Source organism: Arthrobacter sp. MDT1-48-3 (assembly GCF_054511015.1).
The window spans coordinates 459,686-476,959 of sequence record NZ_JBTNDL010000001.1; the positions used below are offsets into that span (position 1 = coordinate 459,686).

The window sequence follows — 17,274 nt, forward strand, 5'->3', positions numbered from 1 at the left end:
GAGCGATTCTAGCGGCGCAGCATGGGAGGACCGTGGGAACCGGGGTGCTCCAGCCGGAATACGGGTCACCGGAGCGTGTATCAGTCGTCACATCCGCTTCGGTACGGCAAGATGGAGGGCGGAGGACAGCGCGGACCGCCGCATGGACGACGTACAAGAGACGCATCAGGAGAATCAATGGATATCGAGGTACTGCGCAGGGCGCCCCTCTTCGCTTCGCTGGGGGACGACGTCTTCGCCGCACTCACGGACGAGCTGATCGAGGTGGACCTCCCCCGCGGTTCGTCGGTGTTCCGCGAGGGCGACCAGGGCGACCAGCTGTACTTCATCGTCTCCGGCAAGATCAAGCTCGGCCGCACCGCCCAGGACGGCCGGGAGAACCTCCTCGCGATCCTCGGTCCGGGCGAGCTGTTCGGCGAGATGGCCCTCTTCGATCCGAGCCCGCGCACCGCGACGGCCACGGCCGTCTCGGAGACGCGCCTCGCCGGCCTGAAGAACGAGAACCTCCGTACGCTGCTCGAGACCCGTCCCGAGGTCTCGGCCCAGCTCCTGCAGGCCCTTGCGCGCCGCCTCCGCCGCACCAACGAATCGCTCGCGGACCTCGTGTTCTCCGACGTCCCCGGTCGTGTGGCCAAGGCCCTGCTCGACCTGGCGGACCGCTTCGGCCGCCCGGCGACCGACGGCATCCTCGTCGCGCACGAACTCACGCAGGAGGAACTGGCACAGCTCGTCGGGGCGTCGCGCGAGACCGTCAACAAGGCCCTGGCGGAGTTCGTCCAGCGCGGTTGGCTCCGCCTCGAGGCGCGCGCCGTCGTCATCCTGGACATCCAGCGCCTGCGCCAGCGCAGCCGCTGATCACCTCTCCGCACGGAAAAGGCTCCGCACGACGAAGGCACCTGCCCACGGGCAGGTGCCTTCGTCGTGCATCGGACGGGCGGTCAGCGCCCGCGCTGGACGGACCCGCCCTCGCTGAGCTTCGGGCACTCGACCTGCAGCATGAGGTCGCCGTCGTGTTCGGCGAGCTGCGGGTGGTAGATCTTCACCGGGCGCTTGTGCGACAGGTAGGCGATGCAGCCGCGGGAGGAACCGATCTTCTCGAGGATGATCTCCACCGCGGGCACCGCTAGTTCACTGAGCGTGCGGTTCACCGTGTTGGGCTGGCCCACCTCGTCGCCGAGCCTCGTGGTGTCGCGGTCCGCGACCTCCTGCGCGGCCCAGCGCCACTGGCCCCAGACGCCTTTGCTCGCGAGGATGCTCGGCTCCTGGTTCACCGGCTGGGCCGCCGCGAAGTAGTGGGTGTCGAAGCGACGGTGCGCGAAGTCCGGAGTCAGCCAGTGCGAGAGCGGCTTGATGAGGTCGGTGCGCACGCCCAGTCCCCGTCGGGTGAGGATCTCCGAGAAGCGGCACTCGCCCTCGTTGATCGCCTCGCGCGCCTTCATCCACTCCTTGGCCTGCGTACCCTCCACCAGCGACGAGGCATCGGGTCCGGCGAGCAGCACCCCGGTCTCCTCGAACAGTTCACGGATGGCGCACAGCACGTGCCGGCGGGCCATCCGGTGGTCGTCGACGCCGAGGGTCTTCGCCCACATCGAGGGTGGAGGGCCGAACCACGGGAGGTCGTCGTCGTCGGACTCCTCGATGCTCCCGCCCGGGAACCCGATGACGCCCAGGGGCGACTGCCCGCGACGATAGGAGAGGTAGGTCTCCGTACCGATCGCGCTGTCGCGCAGGAGGACCACCGACGACGCCGGCCGGGCCTTCAGGGGCGTGCGCTCCCCGTGCTCGATCCAGCTCTCCGCCGCGGTGCGCTGGTCCGGATGGACGGGGAAGAGCCGGGTGCTGAGACGGTCCACGGCCTAGACGAACTCCGCGATGACCTCGACCTCGACGGGCGAGTCGAGAGGGAGGACGGCCACGCCGACGGCGGACCGGGCGTGGACGCCTGCGTCTCCGAGGACTGCTCCGAGCAGCTCCGAGGCGCCGTTGATGACGCCGGGCTGGCCGGTGAAGGACGGATCGGACGCCACGAATCCCACGACCTTGACGATCCGCGTGATGCGGTCCAGGTCGCCGATCTGGCTCTTGATGGCGGCCAGGGCGTTGACCGCGCAGGTGGCGGCGAGGGAGGCCGCGGTCTCCGCGTCGACGCCGTCAGCAGCACCGACCTTGCCCGAAGCTGTAAGTTTGCCCCCAATAAAGGGCAGCTGGCCGGAGGTGTACACATGGCTGCCCGTGACGACGGCGGGGACGTAGGTGGCCACGGGCGGGACCACGTCGGGAAGGGCGATCCCGAGGTCCGCCAGGCGCGCCTCCACCGCCGAAACCGCGGTATTTCCAGCGGACACTGCTAGCTCTTCTCCCTCTTGAGGTACGCCACGAGACCGTTTCCGTCGGGTCCGGGAACCACCTGCACGAGCTCCCATCCGTCATCGCCCCACTGGTCGAGGATCTGCTTCGTTGCGTGGATGATGAGCGGAATCGTAGAGTACTCCCATTTCTTCATGAGGAAAGCCTAGCGCGTGCTTGTAAACTGGAATAATGGCTGCGCGCAAATCACCCCTGTTCGACACGGCAACCACCCTCGGCAAGATCATTGCATTCCTCGGGATCAGTGCGCTCGCCGGTGTGCTCGCCGCGGGCCTCCTGGTGCCCGTGGCCGCTGCCGCAGGAACGGGGGCTTCCGCGTCCATCCAGTTCTTCGAGGAACTGCCGGCCGAGCTCGAGCGCGAGGCGCTCGCTCAGCCGACGAAGATCGTGGCCTCCGACGGGTCCCTGATCGCGACCCTGTACGAGGAGAACCGCCAGCCGGTCACGCTCGACCAGGTCTCGCCGACCATGCAGGACGCGCTGGTCGCGATCGAGGACTACCGGTACTACGAGCACGGCGGCGTCGACCTCGAGGGCATCCTGGGTGCGATCGCCAGCAACGTCTCGAACGGCACCTCCCGTGGCGCGTCGACCATCACGCAGCAGTTCGTCAACAACGTCCTGATCGACACCGCCCGCCAGAACGGTGGAGCCATCACGCTGAGCGGCGGCGGGAAGACCGTGGGCGACAAGCTGCGCGAGATGAAGCTCGCCATCGCCGTCGAGAAGGAGCTCAGCAAGGACGAGATCCTCGAGGGCTACCTCAACATCGTGCCGTTCAGCGGCACCACCTACGGCGTGCAGGCGGCGTCGCGATACTTCTTCAACGTGGACGCCAAGGACCTCAACATCCAGCAGAGTGCGATGCTGGCCGGCCTCGTCAACGGTCCGAGCGCGTACAGCCCCGAGTCCAACCCCGAGGGTGCGCTGCAGCGCCGGAACCTCGTCATCGACGCCATGCTCACCCGCGGGAAGATCACGCAGGAGGAACACGACGCGGCCATCGCCACGGACCTCGGCCTCGCCATCTCCCCGACCCTCAGCGGATGCGTCGGCGCAGCGCAGGCTCCGTACTTCTGCGACTACGTCACGCACCTGATCCTCAATGATCCCGCCTACGGCGACACGGAGGATGCCCGCCGGAAGGTCCTGTACCGCTCGGGCCTGACCATCAAGACCACGCTGGACCCCCGCGTGCAGAACGCCGCGCAGACCGCCGTGACCGAGACCGCGAACCCCGACACCACGGACGGCAAGGTGGGGCACACCATGCTGAGCCTGGATCCGAAGACCGGCAACATCCTGTCGATGGCGCAGAACACCCGCTACAACCCCGAGGCGGCCCAGGGCAACACGGTGCTCAACTTCAACGTCGACCAGTTCGACGGCGGGGACCCGAGCAAGAGCCTGGGCGGCGGCGGCGGCTTCCAGCCCGGTTCGACCTACAAGCCCTTCACGGTCGCGGCCTGGGTCGAGAACGGCAAGAGCCTCAACCAGGTCCTCGACGGCACCAAGAAGACCTACCGCCAGTTCGACAAGTGGAAGGCGAGCTGCGCGCAGGGCGGGGAGTTCCTGATCCAGGAGGAGGACGGCTACACGCCGCAGAACTACGGCGACATCAACTACCGGTTCACCACCGTGCTGGACGGTCTCGCCCAGTCGCTGAACACCATCACCATGGCGAGCGCCAAGCAGCTGGACCTGTGCCGCATCCGGGACATCGGCTACGACCTCGGCGTGCACCAGGCGAAGAGCTCCGAGGGTGAGGAGGTCCCGTTCGGCTTCGGGCCGTCCTCGCTCATCGGTGGTGGCGGTGAGGCCGCGCCCATGTCCATGGCCAAGGCCTACTCCGGCTTCGCCAACGAAGGCGTGGTCTGCGATCCCCGTGCCCTCACCGAGGTGACGGCCATCGACGGGACGAGCTACCCCGTCCCCGCCGTGTCCTGCGAACGCAAGATCGCCGCGGACGTGGCGCGTGGCGTGAACTACGCGACGCAGCGCGTCATGACCAACGGCTCCGGGCAGCTCCTGGAGTACGGGGACATCCCCATGGCGGGCAAGACCGGCACCAACGATGCGCGTTCGCAGACCTGGTTCATGGGCTACAACTCCGGAATGGTGACCGCGAGCTGGGTCGGCAACTGGCAGGGCGAGGGAGACACCAGTTCGCTCGGCGGACTCGAGATCGGCGGGCAGGTGTACCCGGAGATCGACGGCTCGCTCATCGCGGCCCCGTCCTGGGCGCGTTTCATGCAGCAGATCCCCGGCCTGTACGTGGGGGCGCCGTTCGCCAACCCGCCCGCCGGGATGATCAGTGGCCAGCGCTCGACGAACCCCGGCCGGAACTCGGGCAACAACAACGGCACCAACAACGGTGGCACTGGCACTGGCGGTACCACCGGTGGTACCACTGGAGGACAAGCGGGCAACAGCGGCAACGGAGGCAACGGCTAGCGTGGAATCGACTCAGACAACCCGGAGCGGGGCACCGCTCGGCTGGATGGCAGGCCTCACCCTGACCGCCGCGGCCGCAACCCTCGCCTACGCCTCGGCTGTCGAGCGCACGCTGTACCAGCTCCGGGAGGAGACGGTACCCATCCTGCCGCCGGGCGCCGCTCCCCTGCGGGTCCTCCATCTCTCGGACATCCACATGGTGCCCGGCCAGAAGTCGAAGGCCGACTGGCTGCACAGCCTCGCCGGCCTGAATCCCGATCTCGTGGTCAACACGGGCGACAACCTCAGTTCCAAGAAGGCCGTCGGCCCGCTGCTCGAGGCGCTCGAGCCCCTCCTGAAGGTCCCGGGCGTGTTCGTACCCGGATCCAACGACTACTACGCGCCGGTCCTCAAGAACCCGCTGCGGTACTTCGCGGGACCGTCGATCCCTCCGAAGAAGTCGAAGGCGCAGGATCTGCCCTGGGCCGACATGTTCAGCGCCTTCGGTGCAGCCGGCTGGGTGGACCTCACCAACAGGTCCCAGTCCGTCGGCTTCGGGAACCTGCGGATCGACTTCACGGGGGTCGACGATCCACACCTCGACCGGGACAGGTACGCGCCCTACCCCCCGGGCAGCAGCACCTCGGCGGACGCTCCCCACATCCGGGTGGCCGTCGCTCACTCGCCCTACCAGCGCGTCCTGGACTACTTCACCGCCGGCGGCGCCGATCTCATGCTGGCCGGCCACACGCACGGCGGGCAGGTGTGCATCCCGGGCTACGGGGCGCTCGTCAGCAACTGTGATCTGCCCACCTGGCGTGCCCGCGGTCTCACCCAGTGGGACTCCGACGGCCGCACCGTGCCACTGAACGTGTCGGCCGGCATCGGGACCTCACGCTTCGCTCCGGTCCGCTTCGCCTGCAAGCCGGAAGCCGTGCTGCTGACGCTGACTCCCCGGACGGCCCGCTAGCCCCGGCATCCTGCCGGCTTCTTCCCGACGTGTGAGCTGGGTTACAGCCCTCCTGGCCTAGGATGGTTGCTGAAGGACACCAACAAGCACCGATCACCGAAGAGTTGGCATGACGAACCAGAACACACTGTGGGAATCGCTCGGACGGCTCTATCCGCACGTCCGGCCCATCATCCCCCGGCTGCTCCTCGGCCTGCTCTGCGCCCTCGGGGCGAGCGTCATGGCGCTCGCCATCCCCCAGGTGCTGCGCGTCCTCATCAATGACGCGCTGGCGGAGGGAGGATCGGCCCGGACCGTCTGGATCGCCTCCGGCGTCGTCCTGCTCCTCGGCGTCCTCGAAGCCACGTTCGTCGCGTTGCGCCGGCAGTTCGTCATCGCCCCGGCGACGACGGTCGAGACGAACATGCGGACGTCCTTCTACCGCCACCTGCAGGACCTGACGATCGAGTTCCACGACCGGTGGGGCAGCGGGCAGCTGCTCTCCCGCGCGATGAGCGACCTCAACCTGATGCGTCGGTGGATGGCCTTCGGCCTCATCATGCTGGTGGTCACCTCCCTGACCGTGGTCATGGGCGTGGTCGTCATGTTCCTGACCAGCTGGGCCCTGGCACTGATCTTCGTCGCAGCCGCCGTGCCGCTCATGGTGTACGGCTACCGCTTCCGCACCTCCTACAGCCGCGTCTCCCGCAAGAGCCAGGACCAGGCCGGGGACCTCGCCACGACGGTCGAGGAATCCGTCCACGGCATCCGCGTCCTCAAGGCCTTCGGGCGCAGCCGTGAAGCGCTGGAGGACTTCGAGGAGCAGGCCGAGGAGCTGCGCCGCACGGAGATCTTCAAGGCGAGATCGCTCGCCAACTTCTCCATGGTGGTCACCCTGCTGCCCGAGCTCGCCCTCGGCGCCTCCCTGGTGGTGGGCGTGACGCTGGCCGCGAGCGGCGACGTGTCCATCGGCGCGCTCGTCGCCTTCTTCGCGACGGCGGCCGCCGTGGCCGGACCCGTCGAGTTCATAGGTCCGCTGCTCGCCATGACCTTCACGGCCAAGACGGCGATCGACCGGCACTACGAGGTCATGGAGTCCGAGAACACCATCACCGATCCCGCCGAGCCGGTACACCTCGAGGCGCCGCGGGGGGACGTGGTGTTCGACGCCGTCCACTTCCGCTACCCCGACGCGCAGGACGGCACCGGTGATGTCCTGGACGGCATCGACCTGACGCTGCGGGCCGGGGAGACGATGGCACTGGTCGGCGTCACGGGCTGCGGGAAGAGCACCCTCCTCCAGCTCGTCCCCCGGCTCTACGACGTCACGGGCGGCAGTATCAGCATCGACGGTGTCGACCTCCGCGAGCTCACCCTCGCCGAGCTGCGTACCCTCGTGGCGGTGGCCTTCGAGGACACGACGCTCTTCTCGAACTCCGTCCGCGACAACGTCCTGATGGGCTCCGACACTACGGGCACGGAGGCCGACAGCGTGCTCGCCGAGGCACTCGAGGTCGCCCAGGCGCAGTTCGCCTACGACCTGCCCGAGGGGCTCGACACCCTCATCGGCGAGGAGGGCCTCAGCCTGTCCGGCGGCCAGCGCCAGCGGATCGCCCTCGCCCGGGCCATCGCGGCCCGGCCCACCGTGCTGGTGCTCGACGATCCGCTCTCGGCACTCGACGTCGCCACGGAGGAACGCGTCGAGGAGGGGCTGCGCGCCGTCCTCGGCTCCACCACGACGCTCATCGTGGCGCACCGGCCGTCGACGGTCGCGCTGGCGGACCGCGTGGCCCTGCTGCAGGACGGGCGCATCACCGACGTCGGCACCCACTCGGAGCTCCTCGCGCGCAGCGACCACTACCGCTACGTCATCGCAAGCCTCGACGACGAGGAGATCGCACAGCTCGGACGGTCGGTCCTGTCCGACCACGACGACGAGGAGGCACTGGCATGAGCCGCACCACGACGACCCCCGGGGGCGATCCGCCCAGGGACGGGAAGGGCGCCACCTCCGCCGGAGTCCTCAACGAGGACGACGTCCTCCTCGACCGCGCGCAGAGCAGATCGGTCCGCTCGAGGTCCTTCCGGCTGCTCGGGTCCCTGATCCGGCCGAACCGACGCCAGTTCGTCTGGACCGTGCTGCTCGTGGTCATCTCGCAGGCCGCCCGGGTGGCCGGCCCGGCCATCATCGCCTTCGGCATCGACCGGGCGCTGCCGGCCCTGATCGACGGCGACCCGCTCCTGCTCTGGGTCGCCGGCGGCACCTACCTGCTGGCCGCCGTCCTCGCCTCCGTCCTCACGGCCGGCTACGTCCGGGCCACCGCACAGCTCAGCCAGGCCATGCTGCTGGACCTCCGAGTGCGCGTGTTCCGCCACACCCAGCGACTGAGCCTCGAGTTCCACGAGAAGTACACGTCGGGACGCATCATCTCGCGGCAGACCTCCGATCTCGAGGCGCTGCGCGAACTGCTCGACTCGGGCGTGAGCTCCCTCGCCTCGGGCGCCATCTTCATGCTGTTCACCGCGGCCACCATCTTCGCCCTCGACTGGCGGACGGGCCTCCTGATCCTGGCGGCCGCCGTCCCCATGTTCCTCCTGGCCCGCTGGTACCAGAAACACTCCCAGATCGCGTACCGGGAGTCCCGCGTGGTCTCGGCGAAGCTGATCGTCCACTTCATCGAGACCATGACCGGCATCCGCGCCGTCAAGGCCTTCCGCCGCGAAGCGGTCAACGGGAGGCGCTACGACGAACTGGCCGAGGATTACCGCAGGGTCACCGTCCGGTCCATCAACCTCAACGGCGTCTTCCAGCCCGGACTCGTGCTGATCGGCAATGTGACGGTCGCCGTCGTGCTGGTGTTCGGTGGTTTCCGGGTGCTCGGCGGCACCCTCGAGGTGGGCGCCCTGCTCGCCCTGCTGCTCTACAGCAAGCGGTTCTTCCAGCCGGTGGACCAGATGGCCATGTTCTACAACTCCTTCCAGTCGGCCGCCGCGGCGCTCGAGAAGGTCTCCGGCCTGCTCGAGGAGGTACCGACCGTCCGCCCGCCGAAGAACCCGGTGGCGCTCCCGCATCCGCGCGGTGCGATCGACTTCCGGAAGGTCGCGTTCCGGTACGGGACCGGACCCGTGGTGCTGCCCACCATGGACCTGTCCATCCGCGCCGGACAGACGGTCGCGCTCGTCGGACAGACGGGTGCGGGCAAGTCCACGCTGGCGAAGCTCATCGCCCGCTTCTACGACGTGTCCGAGGGCGAACTCACGCTCGACGGCGTGGACCTGCGGGACCTCGCGCCGAAGGACCTGCGGCGAGCCGTCGTCATGGTGACGCAGGAGGCGTTCCTCTTCAGCGGCTCGGTGGCGGACAACATCGCCCTCGGCAAGCCCGAGGCCACGCGGGAGGAGATCGTCGCGGCGGCCCGGGCCGTGGGCGCGGAGGACTTCATCCTCGAACTCCCCGAGGGCTTCGACACCGATGTCAACAAGCGCGGCGGCCGCGTGTCCGCGGGCCAGCGCCAGCTCATCAGCTTCGCCCGGGCGTTCCTCGCGGATCCCGCGGTCCTCATCCTCGACGAGGCGACGTCCTCGCTGGACATCCCCAGCGAGCGACTGGTGCAGGAGGGCCTGCAGAAGCTCCTCGGCAACCGGACGGCGCTGATCATCGCGCATCGCCTGTCCACCGTGGCGATCGCCGACCGCGTGCTCGTGGTGCACGACGGCCGTGTCGTGGAGGACGGGACTCCCGCGGAACTCATCGGCGGTACGGGCCGGTTCGCGACCCTGCACGCGGCCTGGAAGGACTCGCTCGTCTGAGGAGCCGGCCGCGGCTGCGGTCCCGGTTTTCCTCGCCGCGCATCCTCGGCTATTCTTGGACAGTTGCTGTTCGGGAGGTTCCCGCCTTCCGTCCGCGACACCGGGGTGTGGCGCAGCTTGGTAGCGCGCGTCGTTCGGGACGACGAGGTCGCAGGTTCAAATCCTGTCACCCCGACCGTAGTCACCACAGAAGGGCCCGTCGGCGGAAGCCGGCGGGCCCTTCTCGTCGTGGTCCCGGTTCAGCGTGCGCCGACCGTCACGACCTCGTACCCGTCGGGATCCACTGCCCCGAACTTCGCGTTGGCGAGCGCCAGGGTGCTGCCGAAGAGCGCCACCGTGGTGGGGACGTCGAACAGCGGACTCGTGATGACCTCCTCGACCTCGCCGGCGGAGAGGTCCTTCGCCAGGTCGATCCTGCTGACCTGGTTGATCCGGTTCTGGACGGCGTAGACGGTGTCGCCCTTCGCGAGGATGCCGTCGACGTTCGGCAGCGGTGCTGTCGTGATGACGGCGCTGGCCCCGGTCTCCGGGTCCACGGTGTAGATCGCCTGGTTGGCCGAGTGCGCCACGATCAGCGTCCTGCCGCGGTCCACCGAGGTGATCCCGTTGAGGTTGAAGGCCGGTGCCGGTGCGACCTCCGCTGCCGGCCCGCTGAGCTGCAGGGTGCGCGGCTCTCCGAGCGCTCCCTTCTTCCCGACCGGGAGGAAGTAGAGTTCGGCGCTGCGCGAGTTCGTGAAGTAGGCGCCGTCCTTCGTGAGTGTGACGTCGTTGATGAACGCGCTGCCCGTGGTCAGCTCGACGTCGGCCACCGTGGCTCCGGTCCGCGTGTCGTAGACGTACGCATGGCCGGTTCCGCCACCCGCGACGAACAGCAGGTCGTTCCTCACATCCGCCTTCAGGCCGACGGCCGCCCTGCCCTCCGGCGCGTCGATGAACAGTTCCGCCGTTCCGCGGCGGATGTCGCCGCGGAAGATGTCCCCGAGGCCGAGGTCGCCCGCGTAGAACGTGGATCCCCTGCCCGCCGCGATCCCCTCGGCCGACGACGCGCCGGGCAACGGGATGCTGAGGCCCTGCTGCCTGTGCGACGCGCTCTGCGACGACGGTCCGGGCGACGGCGGTGCAGCGACGGCCCCCGCGGCCGGCAGCAGGAGAGCGCCGATGGCGAGGACGGCGGCGGCGGCGCGTACGGTGCCCCGCCGGGAGGCCGACGGATGGGATGTGGTCCTGGTGGTGGTTCTCACTCTGTGCTCCTCGTTGGTCCGGCGCTGGAGCGGCCCTCCACGGGTTCCGCACAGCGCTGTGTCGGAAGGGATCGTCGATCATCGTGAACTGCGGCCGGGCCCCGGTGCCGGCCTGAACTGAACGGGCCGTAACCATAACGCTCCGGTTGCGACCATCGTCCCCGGATCGCCCGGTGAAGGACCGCCCGGCCTGTCTCCCGGTACTCTGGTCTACCAGTGCGGAGCCGCCGGAGCCCGTCACCGCGGTGCACGTCGCACCGCCGTTCGAAGGGAAGTGGCGTGCACGAGGCACACCCGGAGTACGCGGCCGCGGCATCGCCGGCCGGTAGCACCGTCCAGGAGGCGGACGCCCTGTGAACCGGGACCGGATCGTCGGCCTCGGTGCGATCACCGCCACCTCCCTGCTGTGGGGGACCACGGGAACCGCAGCGACCTTCGCCCCCTCGGCCGGCCCGTTGGCGATCGGCGCAGCGGCACTGGGCATCGGCGGACTGCTGCAGGCCCTGATCGCCGTCCCGGCGCTGGCGGCGGCCCGCGCCGCGCTGCGGGCGAACCTCCCCGCCGTCCTCCTCGGCGCTGTCGCCGTCGGGATCTATCCCCTCGCGTTCTACAGCTCCATGCACCATGCCGGCGTCGCGGTCGGCTCCGTGGTGTCCCTCGCCTCGGCGCCCCTGGCCTCGGGAGTCCTCGAACGGCTCATCGACCGCCACCCTTTGAGCAGGTGGTGGATGCTCGCCGCCGGTCTCGGCGTGCTGGGCAGCGTCCTGCTGTGTCTGTCGAAGGTGCAGGGCCCCGCCGCCGACGCTTCATCGACCATCCTCGGCACGGGCCTCGGCCTGGTGGCAGGGGCCACCTATGCCACGTACTCGTGGGCCGTCCACCGCCTCATGGCCCGGCGGATCAGCCGGGCAGCCTCGATGGGTTCGGTGTTCGGCGGCGGCGGTCTGCTCCTGATGCCGGTCCTCCTCATCACGGGAGCCCCGCTCGTCGCCACCCGCGAAGCGTTCCTGGTCGCCGCCTACATGGCGCTCGTGCCCATGTTCCTCGGCTACCTGCTGTTCGGCTTCGGCCTCGCACGGGTCTCGGCGAGCACCGCGACCACGGTCACCCTCACGGAACCCGCGGTCGCCGCGATCCTCGCCGTGGTCGTCGTCGGGGAACGCCTCCCGGCCCTGGGCTGGACGGGCCTGGGCATCATCGGCGCAGCGCTGCTCGTCCTCGCCGTGGCCCCGACGAATGCGACGGCACCCGGGGACACGCGGTCGGCGACGACGCCGCCCGATCCGTCCCCGGTGCCCGGGGACACGCGGTCGCCGACGACGCCGGTCGGTCCCGCCCCTGCGCGCGAGGCGCCGACGGGGAGCCGTCCGGCGCGGCGCTGAGCCCCGGGCGGAGCGGACGCGTCAGGCGAAGGTGCGGCCGGTCAGGCGTTCGTAGGCCTCGATGTACCGGGTGCGCGTGCGCTCGACGACGTCGTCGGGCAGGGCCGGTGGTGTGGACCGCCTGTCCCAGCCCGAGGCGTCCGAGGTCAGCCAGTCGCGCACGAACTGCTTGTCGAAGGACGGCTGCGTCTGCCCCGGCGCGTAGAGGGCGGCGTCCCAGAACCGCGAGGAGTCGGGCGTCAGCACCTCGTCGCCCAGCGTGATGCGGCCCGTCGCCGGATCGAGGCCGAACTCCACCTTGGTGTCCGCGAGGATGATCCCGCGCTCCCGGGCGATCGCCTCCGCGCGGGTGTAGATGTCGAGCGTGAGCGACCGCAGTTCCGCGGCGGCGTCGTCGCCCACGGTCATGACCACGGCGTCGTAGGTGATGTTCTCGTCGTGCTCGCCCACCTCGGCCTTGGCGGACGGCGTGAAGAGCGCCGGTTCGAGGCGTGATCCGTCCACGAGCCCGGCGGGCAGCGGCAGGGAGCAGACGGTCCGTGACTCCCGGTACTCGAGCAGTCCGCTCCCGGTCAGGTAGCCGCGTGCGATGCACTCGATCGGGTACATGGCGAGTTTCCGGCAGATCATGGCACGCCCCTCGACGGCCGCGGGGACGCCGCCTGCCACGTCGGAGGCGAGCACGTGGTTGGGGATCCCGGCGAGGCGTTCGAACCACCACAGGCTGAGCTGCGTCAGGACGCGTCCCTTGTCCGGGATCTCGGAGGACAGGACGTGGTCGTAGGCGCTGATGCGGTCGCTCGCGACCACGAGGACCACGTCGTCGCGTCCGTCCTCCGGTTCGTAGAGGTCCCGGACCTTGCCGGAGTAGACGTGCCGCCAGCCCGGGAGCTCGACGTGTGCCGGGGCGAAGGTGCTCATGCCGGTGCCGCCGCGGGTCCCGTGACGGTGACTTCGGAGCGGGAGGCCCTGAGCGCGATGTCCGTGCGGAACTGGCCGCCCTCGAGTTCGATCAGCGAGAGGCTGTCGTAGGCGGTGGTCCGCGCGTCCGCCAGCGAATCCCCGAGCCCGACGACGGCGAGCACGCGGCCGCCGGCGCTGACCACCTTGCCGTCGCGGAGCGCCGTGCCGGCATGCAGCACGTGCGCTCCGTCGACCTTCGCGGCCTTCCTGAGGCCGCGGACACGGCGACCGGTCGCGGGAGCATCGGGGTAGTTTTCGGACGCGAGCACGACCGCGACGGCGGTCCTGGGCGACCACTTGAGCTGGTCCACCTGGTCGAGGGTTCCCTTCGCGGCAGCGAGCAGCACCCCCCCGAGCGGTGTGGACAGCCGGGCGAGCACCGCCTGCGTCTCGGGGTCGCCGAACCGTGCGTTGAACTCGATGACGCGCATGCCGCGCGAGGTGAGGGCGAGGCCGACGTAGAGGACGCCCGCGAAGGGCGTGCCGCGGTGTGCCATCTCGTCGATCACGGGTTGCGCCACGCGGGACACGACCTCGTCCACGAGGCCGGCGGGAACCCATTCGAGCGGCGAGTAGGCGCCCATGCCACCGGTGTTCGGACCCCGGTCGCCGTCGGCGATGCGCTTGAAGTCCTGCGCCGGTGCGAGCGGGACCACGGTGCGCCCGTCGGACAGGACGAACAGGGAGACCTCGGGCCCGTCGAGGTACTCCTCGACGACCACGGTGCCGCCGGCCCGGAAGCACGCCGAGGCGTGGGCGCGGGCCTCGTCGAGGTCGTCCGTGACGACGACGCCCTTGCCCGCGGCGAGTCCGTCGTCCTTCACCACATAGGGAGCCCCGAAGGTGCAGAGCGCCTCGTTCGCCTCCTCGTCCGTGGCGGCGACCCGTGCCATCGCCGTCGGAACCCCTGCGGACGCCATGACCTGCTTGGCGAACGCCTTGGACGCCTCGAGCTGGGCAGCAGCCTTCGTGGGCCCGAAAACGGGGATCCCGGCGTCGAGCAGGGCGTCGGCGACGCCGGCGGCGAGCGGGGCCTCGGGGCCGATCACCACGAGGTCCGAACCGAGCCGTCGGGCCAGGTCCGTCACGACGGCGGGATCGTTCGCGTCGATGTCGTGGGTCGGCACGTCCGCCGCGATACCGGCATTGCCGGGGGCCGCATGCACCTCGCCGACGAACGGGTCGGCCAGCAAGGCCCGGACGATGGCATGTTCGCGGCCTCCGGGGCCCAGCACAAGTACCTTCACAGTAGGACAGCGTACTGGAGGGGCCCGCGCCCTCCCAGCGTGCGGGCCCTGTTACGCGGGGCCCTACCCATACCCTTCGCGGCCTTCTCCGAATACTTCGCATGAGCAACTCGACCGTGCCCCGCCGCGGCATCGCCCTCCTCGCCGCCCTCGCCGGGATCATCGCCGCCGGCGTGGTGCTCGGTGCCGCCGAACTCGCCGGCGCCTTCTTCCGGGCCAGTGCCACCCCCGTCATCGCGATGGGCTCCACCTTCATCGACTTCACCCCGCCGTGGCTGAAGGACTTCGCGATCGCCACCTTCGGCACCCATGACAAGCTGGCGCTGCTCGTTGGCATGGCTGTCACCATCGCGATCCTGGCAGCCGTCCTCGGCGTGGTCGCCTACCGGCGCTGGGCACTCGGTGCCGCCGGGGTGATCCTCATGGGCGCGATCATCGTGGCGTGCGTCCTCACACGTGCCGGCGCCTCCCTTCCCGACGCCGTCCCCTCGGTGGTCGGCACCGTCGCGGGGCTGCTCGCCCTGCGCCTGCTCATCGCCCGTCTCCGCCACGCCGCCGTCGTCCCCGCCGCCGATTCCGGGACACCCGCTCCTGCGGGGATCACGGGAACCGGCTCCCCCATCGACACGACGGACGGCGTCGTCCACCCGTCCGGCGGCCGGTCGGCAGCCACGGCCGCGAAGCCCGGCGGTACCACCTCCCGCCGCGGCTTCTTCGCCGCCGCCGGGGCCACCGCCGTGATCGCTGCGGCCGCCGCCGGCGGTGGGCGGCTGCTGTCCGGAGCGCGCAACAACATCGCCGCCCTCCGCGACAGCCTGCAGTTCCCGGCGCCCGCCAGCCCCGCGCCGGTCCTCCCCGCCGGCGTGCAGTCCCCCGTCCCGGGCGTGACACCGTTCGTCACCCCGAACGGAGACTTCTACCGCATCGACACCGCGCTCAGCGTCCCGCAGCTCACCACGGACGACTGGGTGCTCCGCGTGCACGGCATGGTCGAGGAGGAGTTCGAGCTGTCCTTCCAGGATCTCCTCGACGCGGACCTGATCGAACGCCACATCACCCTGACCTGCGTGTCCAATCCCGTGGGCGGCTACCTCGCCGGCACCGCGAAGTGGCTGGGCTACCCCCTGCGGGAGGTACTGGCGCGTGCCAGGCCGCTCGACGGCGCCGACATGGTCCTGTCCACCAGTTCGGACGGCTTCAGTGCCTCCACCCCCCTGCCCGTCCTGCAGGACGACCGCGACGCCATCCTCGCCGTCGCCATGAACGGTGAGCCGCTGCCGGTGGAGCACGGATTCCCCGTCCGCATGGTGGTCCCCGGGCTCTACGGCTACGTGTCCGCCACCAAGTGGGTGGTGGACCTGGAGGTCACCCGCTTCGCCGACAGGACCGCCTACTGGACGGACCGCGGCTGGTCCGAGGAAGGCCCCATCAAGACGATGGCCCGCGTGGAGGTGCCGCAGTCCTTCGCATCGGTGGATGCCGGCACGGTCATGATCGGCGGTGTGGCCTGGTCGCAGCAGCGGGGGATCACCGCGGTGGAGGTCTCCGTGGACGGCGGCGACTGGGAAGCCGTGGATCTCGCGGCCGAGGCATCCGTGGACACGTGGCGGCAATGGTCGTACGGCGTTGATCTCGAGCCCGGACTCCACACCGTACGGGCTCGGGCCACCGACGCCGCCGACGGCCTCCAGACCGACCAGCGCGCGGACACCGTGCCGAACGGCGCCTCGGGCTGGCAGTCGGTGCAGTTCACGGTCAAGTAGGCCTCCGATGCACGGAAGGCTCCGGGGCCCGCACCCACCGGATGACCGTCCCCTGCGGTGGGCGCAGTCGTACCGGGACGACGGCCCCTGATGGGGAATACTGGGACCATGCCCTCCACCTTCACCACGGCTGACGCCGTCGACTTCGCCGTCCTCGAACGCAACGGCTTCATCGAATCCCGCCACGTCGGTGCAGCCGTCGTCCTCGCGGCGGACGGTTCCGTGGTCACCGGACTCGGCGACATCGACAGCCCGGTCTTCCCCCGCTCGACGCTCAAGCCGTTCCAGGCGCTCGCCAGCATGAAGGCGGGCGTACCGCTGCGCGGCCCCCAGGTGGCCCTCGCCGCCGCGAGCCACGTCGCGAGCAACGAGCACATGGACGTGGTGCGCACCATGCTCGACGCCGCGGGCGTCACCGAGGACGACCTCCAGTGCCCCGAGGACTGGCCGCAGGACGAGGAGGCCCGCAACGACCTCGTGCGCAGCGGCAAGGGCAAGCAGCGCATCGCCTTCAACTGCTCGGGGAAGCACGCCGCCTTCCTGTGGGCCTGCACCGAGAACGGCTGGGACACGGCCACCTACCTCGAGCCCACGCACCCGCTCCAGCGCTCCGTGGCGTCGGTCATCGAGGAGTACACTGAGGAGTCCGTGGCGGCATGGGGCATCGACGGCTGCGGCGCCCCCGTCGCCGCGGTGTCGCTGAAGGGGCTCGCCCGCGGCATCGGCAGGATCGCGAAGGCGCCGTCGGACAAGCACGCCGACGCGCGTGCGGCGACGATCGCCACGGCGATGCTCGACTACCCGTGGGCCGTGCACGGCAACGGCATGGAGAACTCGGTGGTCATGGAGGACCTCGGCGTCCTCGCCAAGAGCGGGGCCGAGGGTGTCCTCGTCCTCGGCGCGCGGAACGGTGCATCCCTGGCCCTGAAGGTCCTCGACGGCAATGCCCGTGCGGCGACCCTCGTCGGCCTGACGCTGTTCGCCGCATCGGGGGCGATCGACGCCGAGAAGGTCGGCGCGGTCCTCGAGAAGGTCGTCCCACCGGTCCTCGGCGGCGGACGTCCGGTCGGCAGCATGCGGCTCGCCGCCCCGGTCCTGGCCCTGCTCGACTAGGGCCCG

The 17,274-nt window shown here is 70.1% G+C and carries 14 protein-coding genes and 1 tRNA gene; 9 read left to right on the forward strand and 6 right to left on the reverse strand.

The genetic code is table 11. The annotated features are described in order from the left end of the window. Positions 1-177: 177 nt before the first annotated feature. Positions 178-855 (forward strand): Crp/Fnr family transcriptional regulator, encoded by a 678-nt coding sequence (locus tag ACX80L_RS02280; RefSeq protein ID WP_087028341.1) that lies wholly within the window; start codon positions 178-180, stop codon positions 853-855. A gap of 83 nt (positions 856-938) precedes the next feature. Here ACX80L_RS02280 and ACX80L_RS02285 read toward each other — a convergent pair whose 3' ends face one another. The 3 genes from ACX80L_RS02285 to ACX80L_RS02295 are packed head-to-tail and all read right to left on the reverse strand — an operon-like array spanning position 939 to position 2,503. Then, the gene (locus ACX80L_RS02285) at positions 939-1,853 is read right to left on the reverse strand and encodes an NUDIX hydrolase (protein WP_133081196.1); all 915 of its coding nucleotides are present in this window, start codon (positions 1,851-1,853) and stop codon (positions 939-941) included. A gap of 3 nt (positions 1,854-1,856) precedes the next feature. Beyond that, positions 1,857-2,345, reverse strand: coding sequence for a RidA family protein (locus ACX80L_RS02290; protein ID WP_459287414.1), 489 nt, complete (start codon positions 2,343-2,345; stop codon positions 1,857-1,859). A 2-nt stretch (positions 2,346-2,347) separates the two neighbouring features. Beyond that, positions 2,348-2,503 carry a DUF4177 domain-containing protein gene (locus ACX80L_RS02295; RefSeq protein ID WP_087074509.1) on the reverse strand — a complete coding sequence of 52 codons (156 nt, stop codon included), beginning with the start codon at positions 2,501-2,503 and terminating at the stop codon, positions 2,348-2,350. A 35-nt stretch (positions 2,504-2,538) separates the two neighbouring features. Here ACX80L_RS02295 and ACX80L_RS02300 point away from each other — a divergent pair, with 35 nt between their 5' ends. The 5 genes from ACX80L_RS02300 to ACX80L_RS02320 all read left to right on the forward strand — a co-directional run bounded on the left by ACX80L_RS02300 (position 2,539) and on the right by ACX80L_RS02320 (position 9,734). Further along, positions 2,539-4,821: a transglycosylase domain-containing protein gene (locus ACX80L_RS02300; RefSeq protein ID WP_133081198.1), complete on the forward strand. Its 2,283-nt coding sequence runs from the start codon at positions 2,539-2,541 to the stop codon at positions 4,819-4,821. 46 nt (positions 4,822-4,867) lie between these two features. Further along, positions 4,868-5,770, forward strand: coding sequence for a metallophosphoesterase (locus ACX80L_RS02305; RefSeq protein WP_459288074.1), 903 nt, complete (start codon positions 4,868-4,870; stop codon positions 5,768-5,770). Between the two features lie 109 nt (positions 5,771-5,879). Further along, positions 5,880-7,703 (forward strand): ABC transporter ATP-binding protein, encoded by a 1,824-nt coding sequence (locus ACX80L_RS02310; protein ID WP_459287416.1) that lies wholly within the window; start codon positions 5,880-5,882, stop codon positions 7,701-7,703. Further along, the gene (locus tag ACX80L_RS02315) at positions 7,700-9,559 is read left to right on the forward strand and encodes an ABC transporter transmembrane domain-containing protein (RefSeq protein ID WP_133081201.1); all 1,860 of its coding nucleotides are present in this window, start codon (positions 7,700-7,702) and stop codon (positions 9,557-9,559) included. The genes ACX80L_RS02310 and ACX80L_RS02315 overlap by 4 nt, the downstream gene beginning before the upstream one ends. Before the next feature lie 101 nt (positions 9,560-9,660). Further along, positions 9,661-9,734: transfer RNA gene (locus ACX80L_RS02320), tRNA-Pro, on the forward strand. 64 nt (positions 9,735-9,798) lie between these two features. On the opposite strand, the gene ACX80L_RS02325 is transcribed toward ACX80L_RS02320, so the two are convergent. Beyond that, the gene (locus ACX80L_RS02325; protein WP_459287418.1) at positions 9,799-10,800 is read right to left on the reverse strand and encodes an NHL repeat-containing protein; all 1,002 of its coding nucleotides are present in this window, start codon (positions 10,798-10,800) and stop codon (positions 9,799-9,801) included. Between the two features lie 353 nt (positions 10,801-11,153). Between ACX80L_RS02325 and ACX80L_RS02330 the strand changes: the two genes are divergently transcribed. After that, complete coding sequence (locus tag ACX80L_RS02330; RefSeq protein WP_459287420.1) at positions 11,154-12,182, forward strand: DMT family transporter; 1,029 nt, start codon at positions 11,154-11,156, stop codon at positions 12,180-12,182. A gap of 21 nt (positions 12,183-12,203) precedes the next feature. Here ACX80L_RS02330 and ACX80L_RS02335 read toward each other — a convergent pair whose 3' ends face one another. Both ACX80L_RS02335 and purD read right to left on the reverse strand, forming a co-directional pair. After that, complete coding sequence (locus ACX80L_RS02335) at positions 12,204-13,103, reverse strand: phosphoribosylaminoimidazolesuccinocarboxamide synthase (protein ID WP_459287422.1); 900 nt, start codon at positions 13,101-13,103, stop codon at positions 12,204-12,206. Next, positions 13,100-14,392: a phosphoribosylamine--glycine ligase gene (gene purD, locus ACX80L_RS02340; protein ID WP_208739200.1), complete on the reverse strand. Its 1,293-nt coding sequence runs from the start codon at positions 14,390-14,392 to the stop codon at positions 13,100-13,102. The genes ACX80L_RS02335 and purD overlap by 4 nt, the downstream gene beginning before the upstream one ends. A 101-nt stretch (positions 14,393-14,493) precedes the next feature. Here purD and ACX80L_RS02345 point away from each other — a divergent pair, with 101 nt between their 5' ends. After that, positions 14,494-16,155, forward strand: a complete 1,662-nt coding sequence (locus ACX80L_RS02345) for a molybdopterin-dependent oxidoreductase (RefSeq protein ID WP_459287425.1) — start codon at positions 14,494-14,496, stop codon at positions 16,153-16,155. Positions 16,156-16,263: 108 nt separating this feature from the next. Beyond that, on the forward strand, positions 16,264-17,268 hold the full coding sequence (locus ACX80L_RS02350; RefSeq protein WP_459287427.1) for an asparaginase: 1,005 nt from the start codon (positions 16,264-16,266) through the stop codon (positions 17,266-17,268). The last annotated feature ends 6 nt before the right edge of the window (positions 17,269-17,274 follow it).

Bases quoted from the DNA above. Each gene is read 5' to 3' on its own strand.
- ACX80L_RS02315 (WP_133081201.1), top strand. From the start codon at position 7,700: ATGAGCCGCACCACGACGACCCCCGGGGGCGATCCGCCCAGGGACGGG.
- ACX80L_RS02280 (WP_087028341.1), top strand. From the start codon at position 178: ATGGATATCGAGGTACTGCGCAGGGCGCCCCTCTTCGCTTCGCTGGGG.
- ACX80L_RS02305 (WP_459288074.1), top strand. From the start codon at position 4,868: ATGGCAGGCCTCACCCTGACCGCCGCGGCCGCAACCCTCGCCTACGCC.
- ACX80L_RS02300 (WP_133081198.1), top strand. From the start codon at position 2,539: ATGGCTGCGCGCAAATCACCCCTGTTCGACACGGCAACCACCCTCGGC.
- ACX80L_RS02295 (WP_087074509.1), bottom strand. From the start codon at position 2,503: ATGAAGAAATGGGAGTACTCTACGATTCCGCTCATCATCCACGCAACG.
- ACX80L_RS02350 (WP_459287427.1), top strand. From the start codon at position 16,264: ATGCCCTCCACCTTCACCACGGCTGACGCCGTCGACTTCGCCGTCCTC.
- ACX80L_RS02335 (WP_459287422.1), bottom strand. From the start codon at position 13,103: ATGAGCACCTTCGCCCCGGCACACGTCGAGCTCCCGGGCTGGCGGCAC.
- ACX80L_RS02310 (WP_459287416.1), top strand. From the start codon at position 5,880: ATGACGAACCAGAACACACTGTGGGAATCGCTCGGACGGCTCTATCCG.
- ACX80L_RS02345 (WP_459287425.1), top strand. From the start codon at position 14,494: ATGAGCAACTCGACCGTGCCCCGCCGCGGCATCGCCCTCCTCGCCGCC.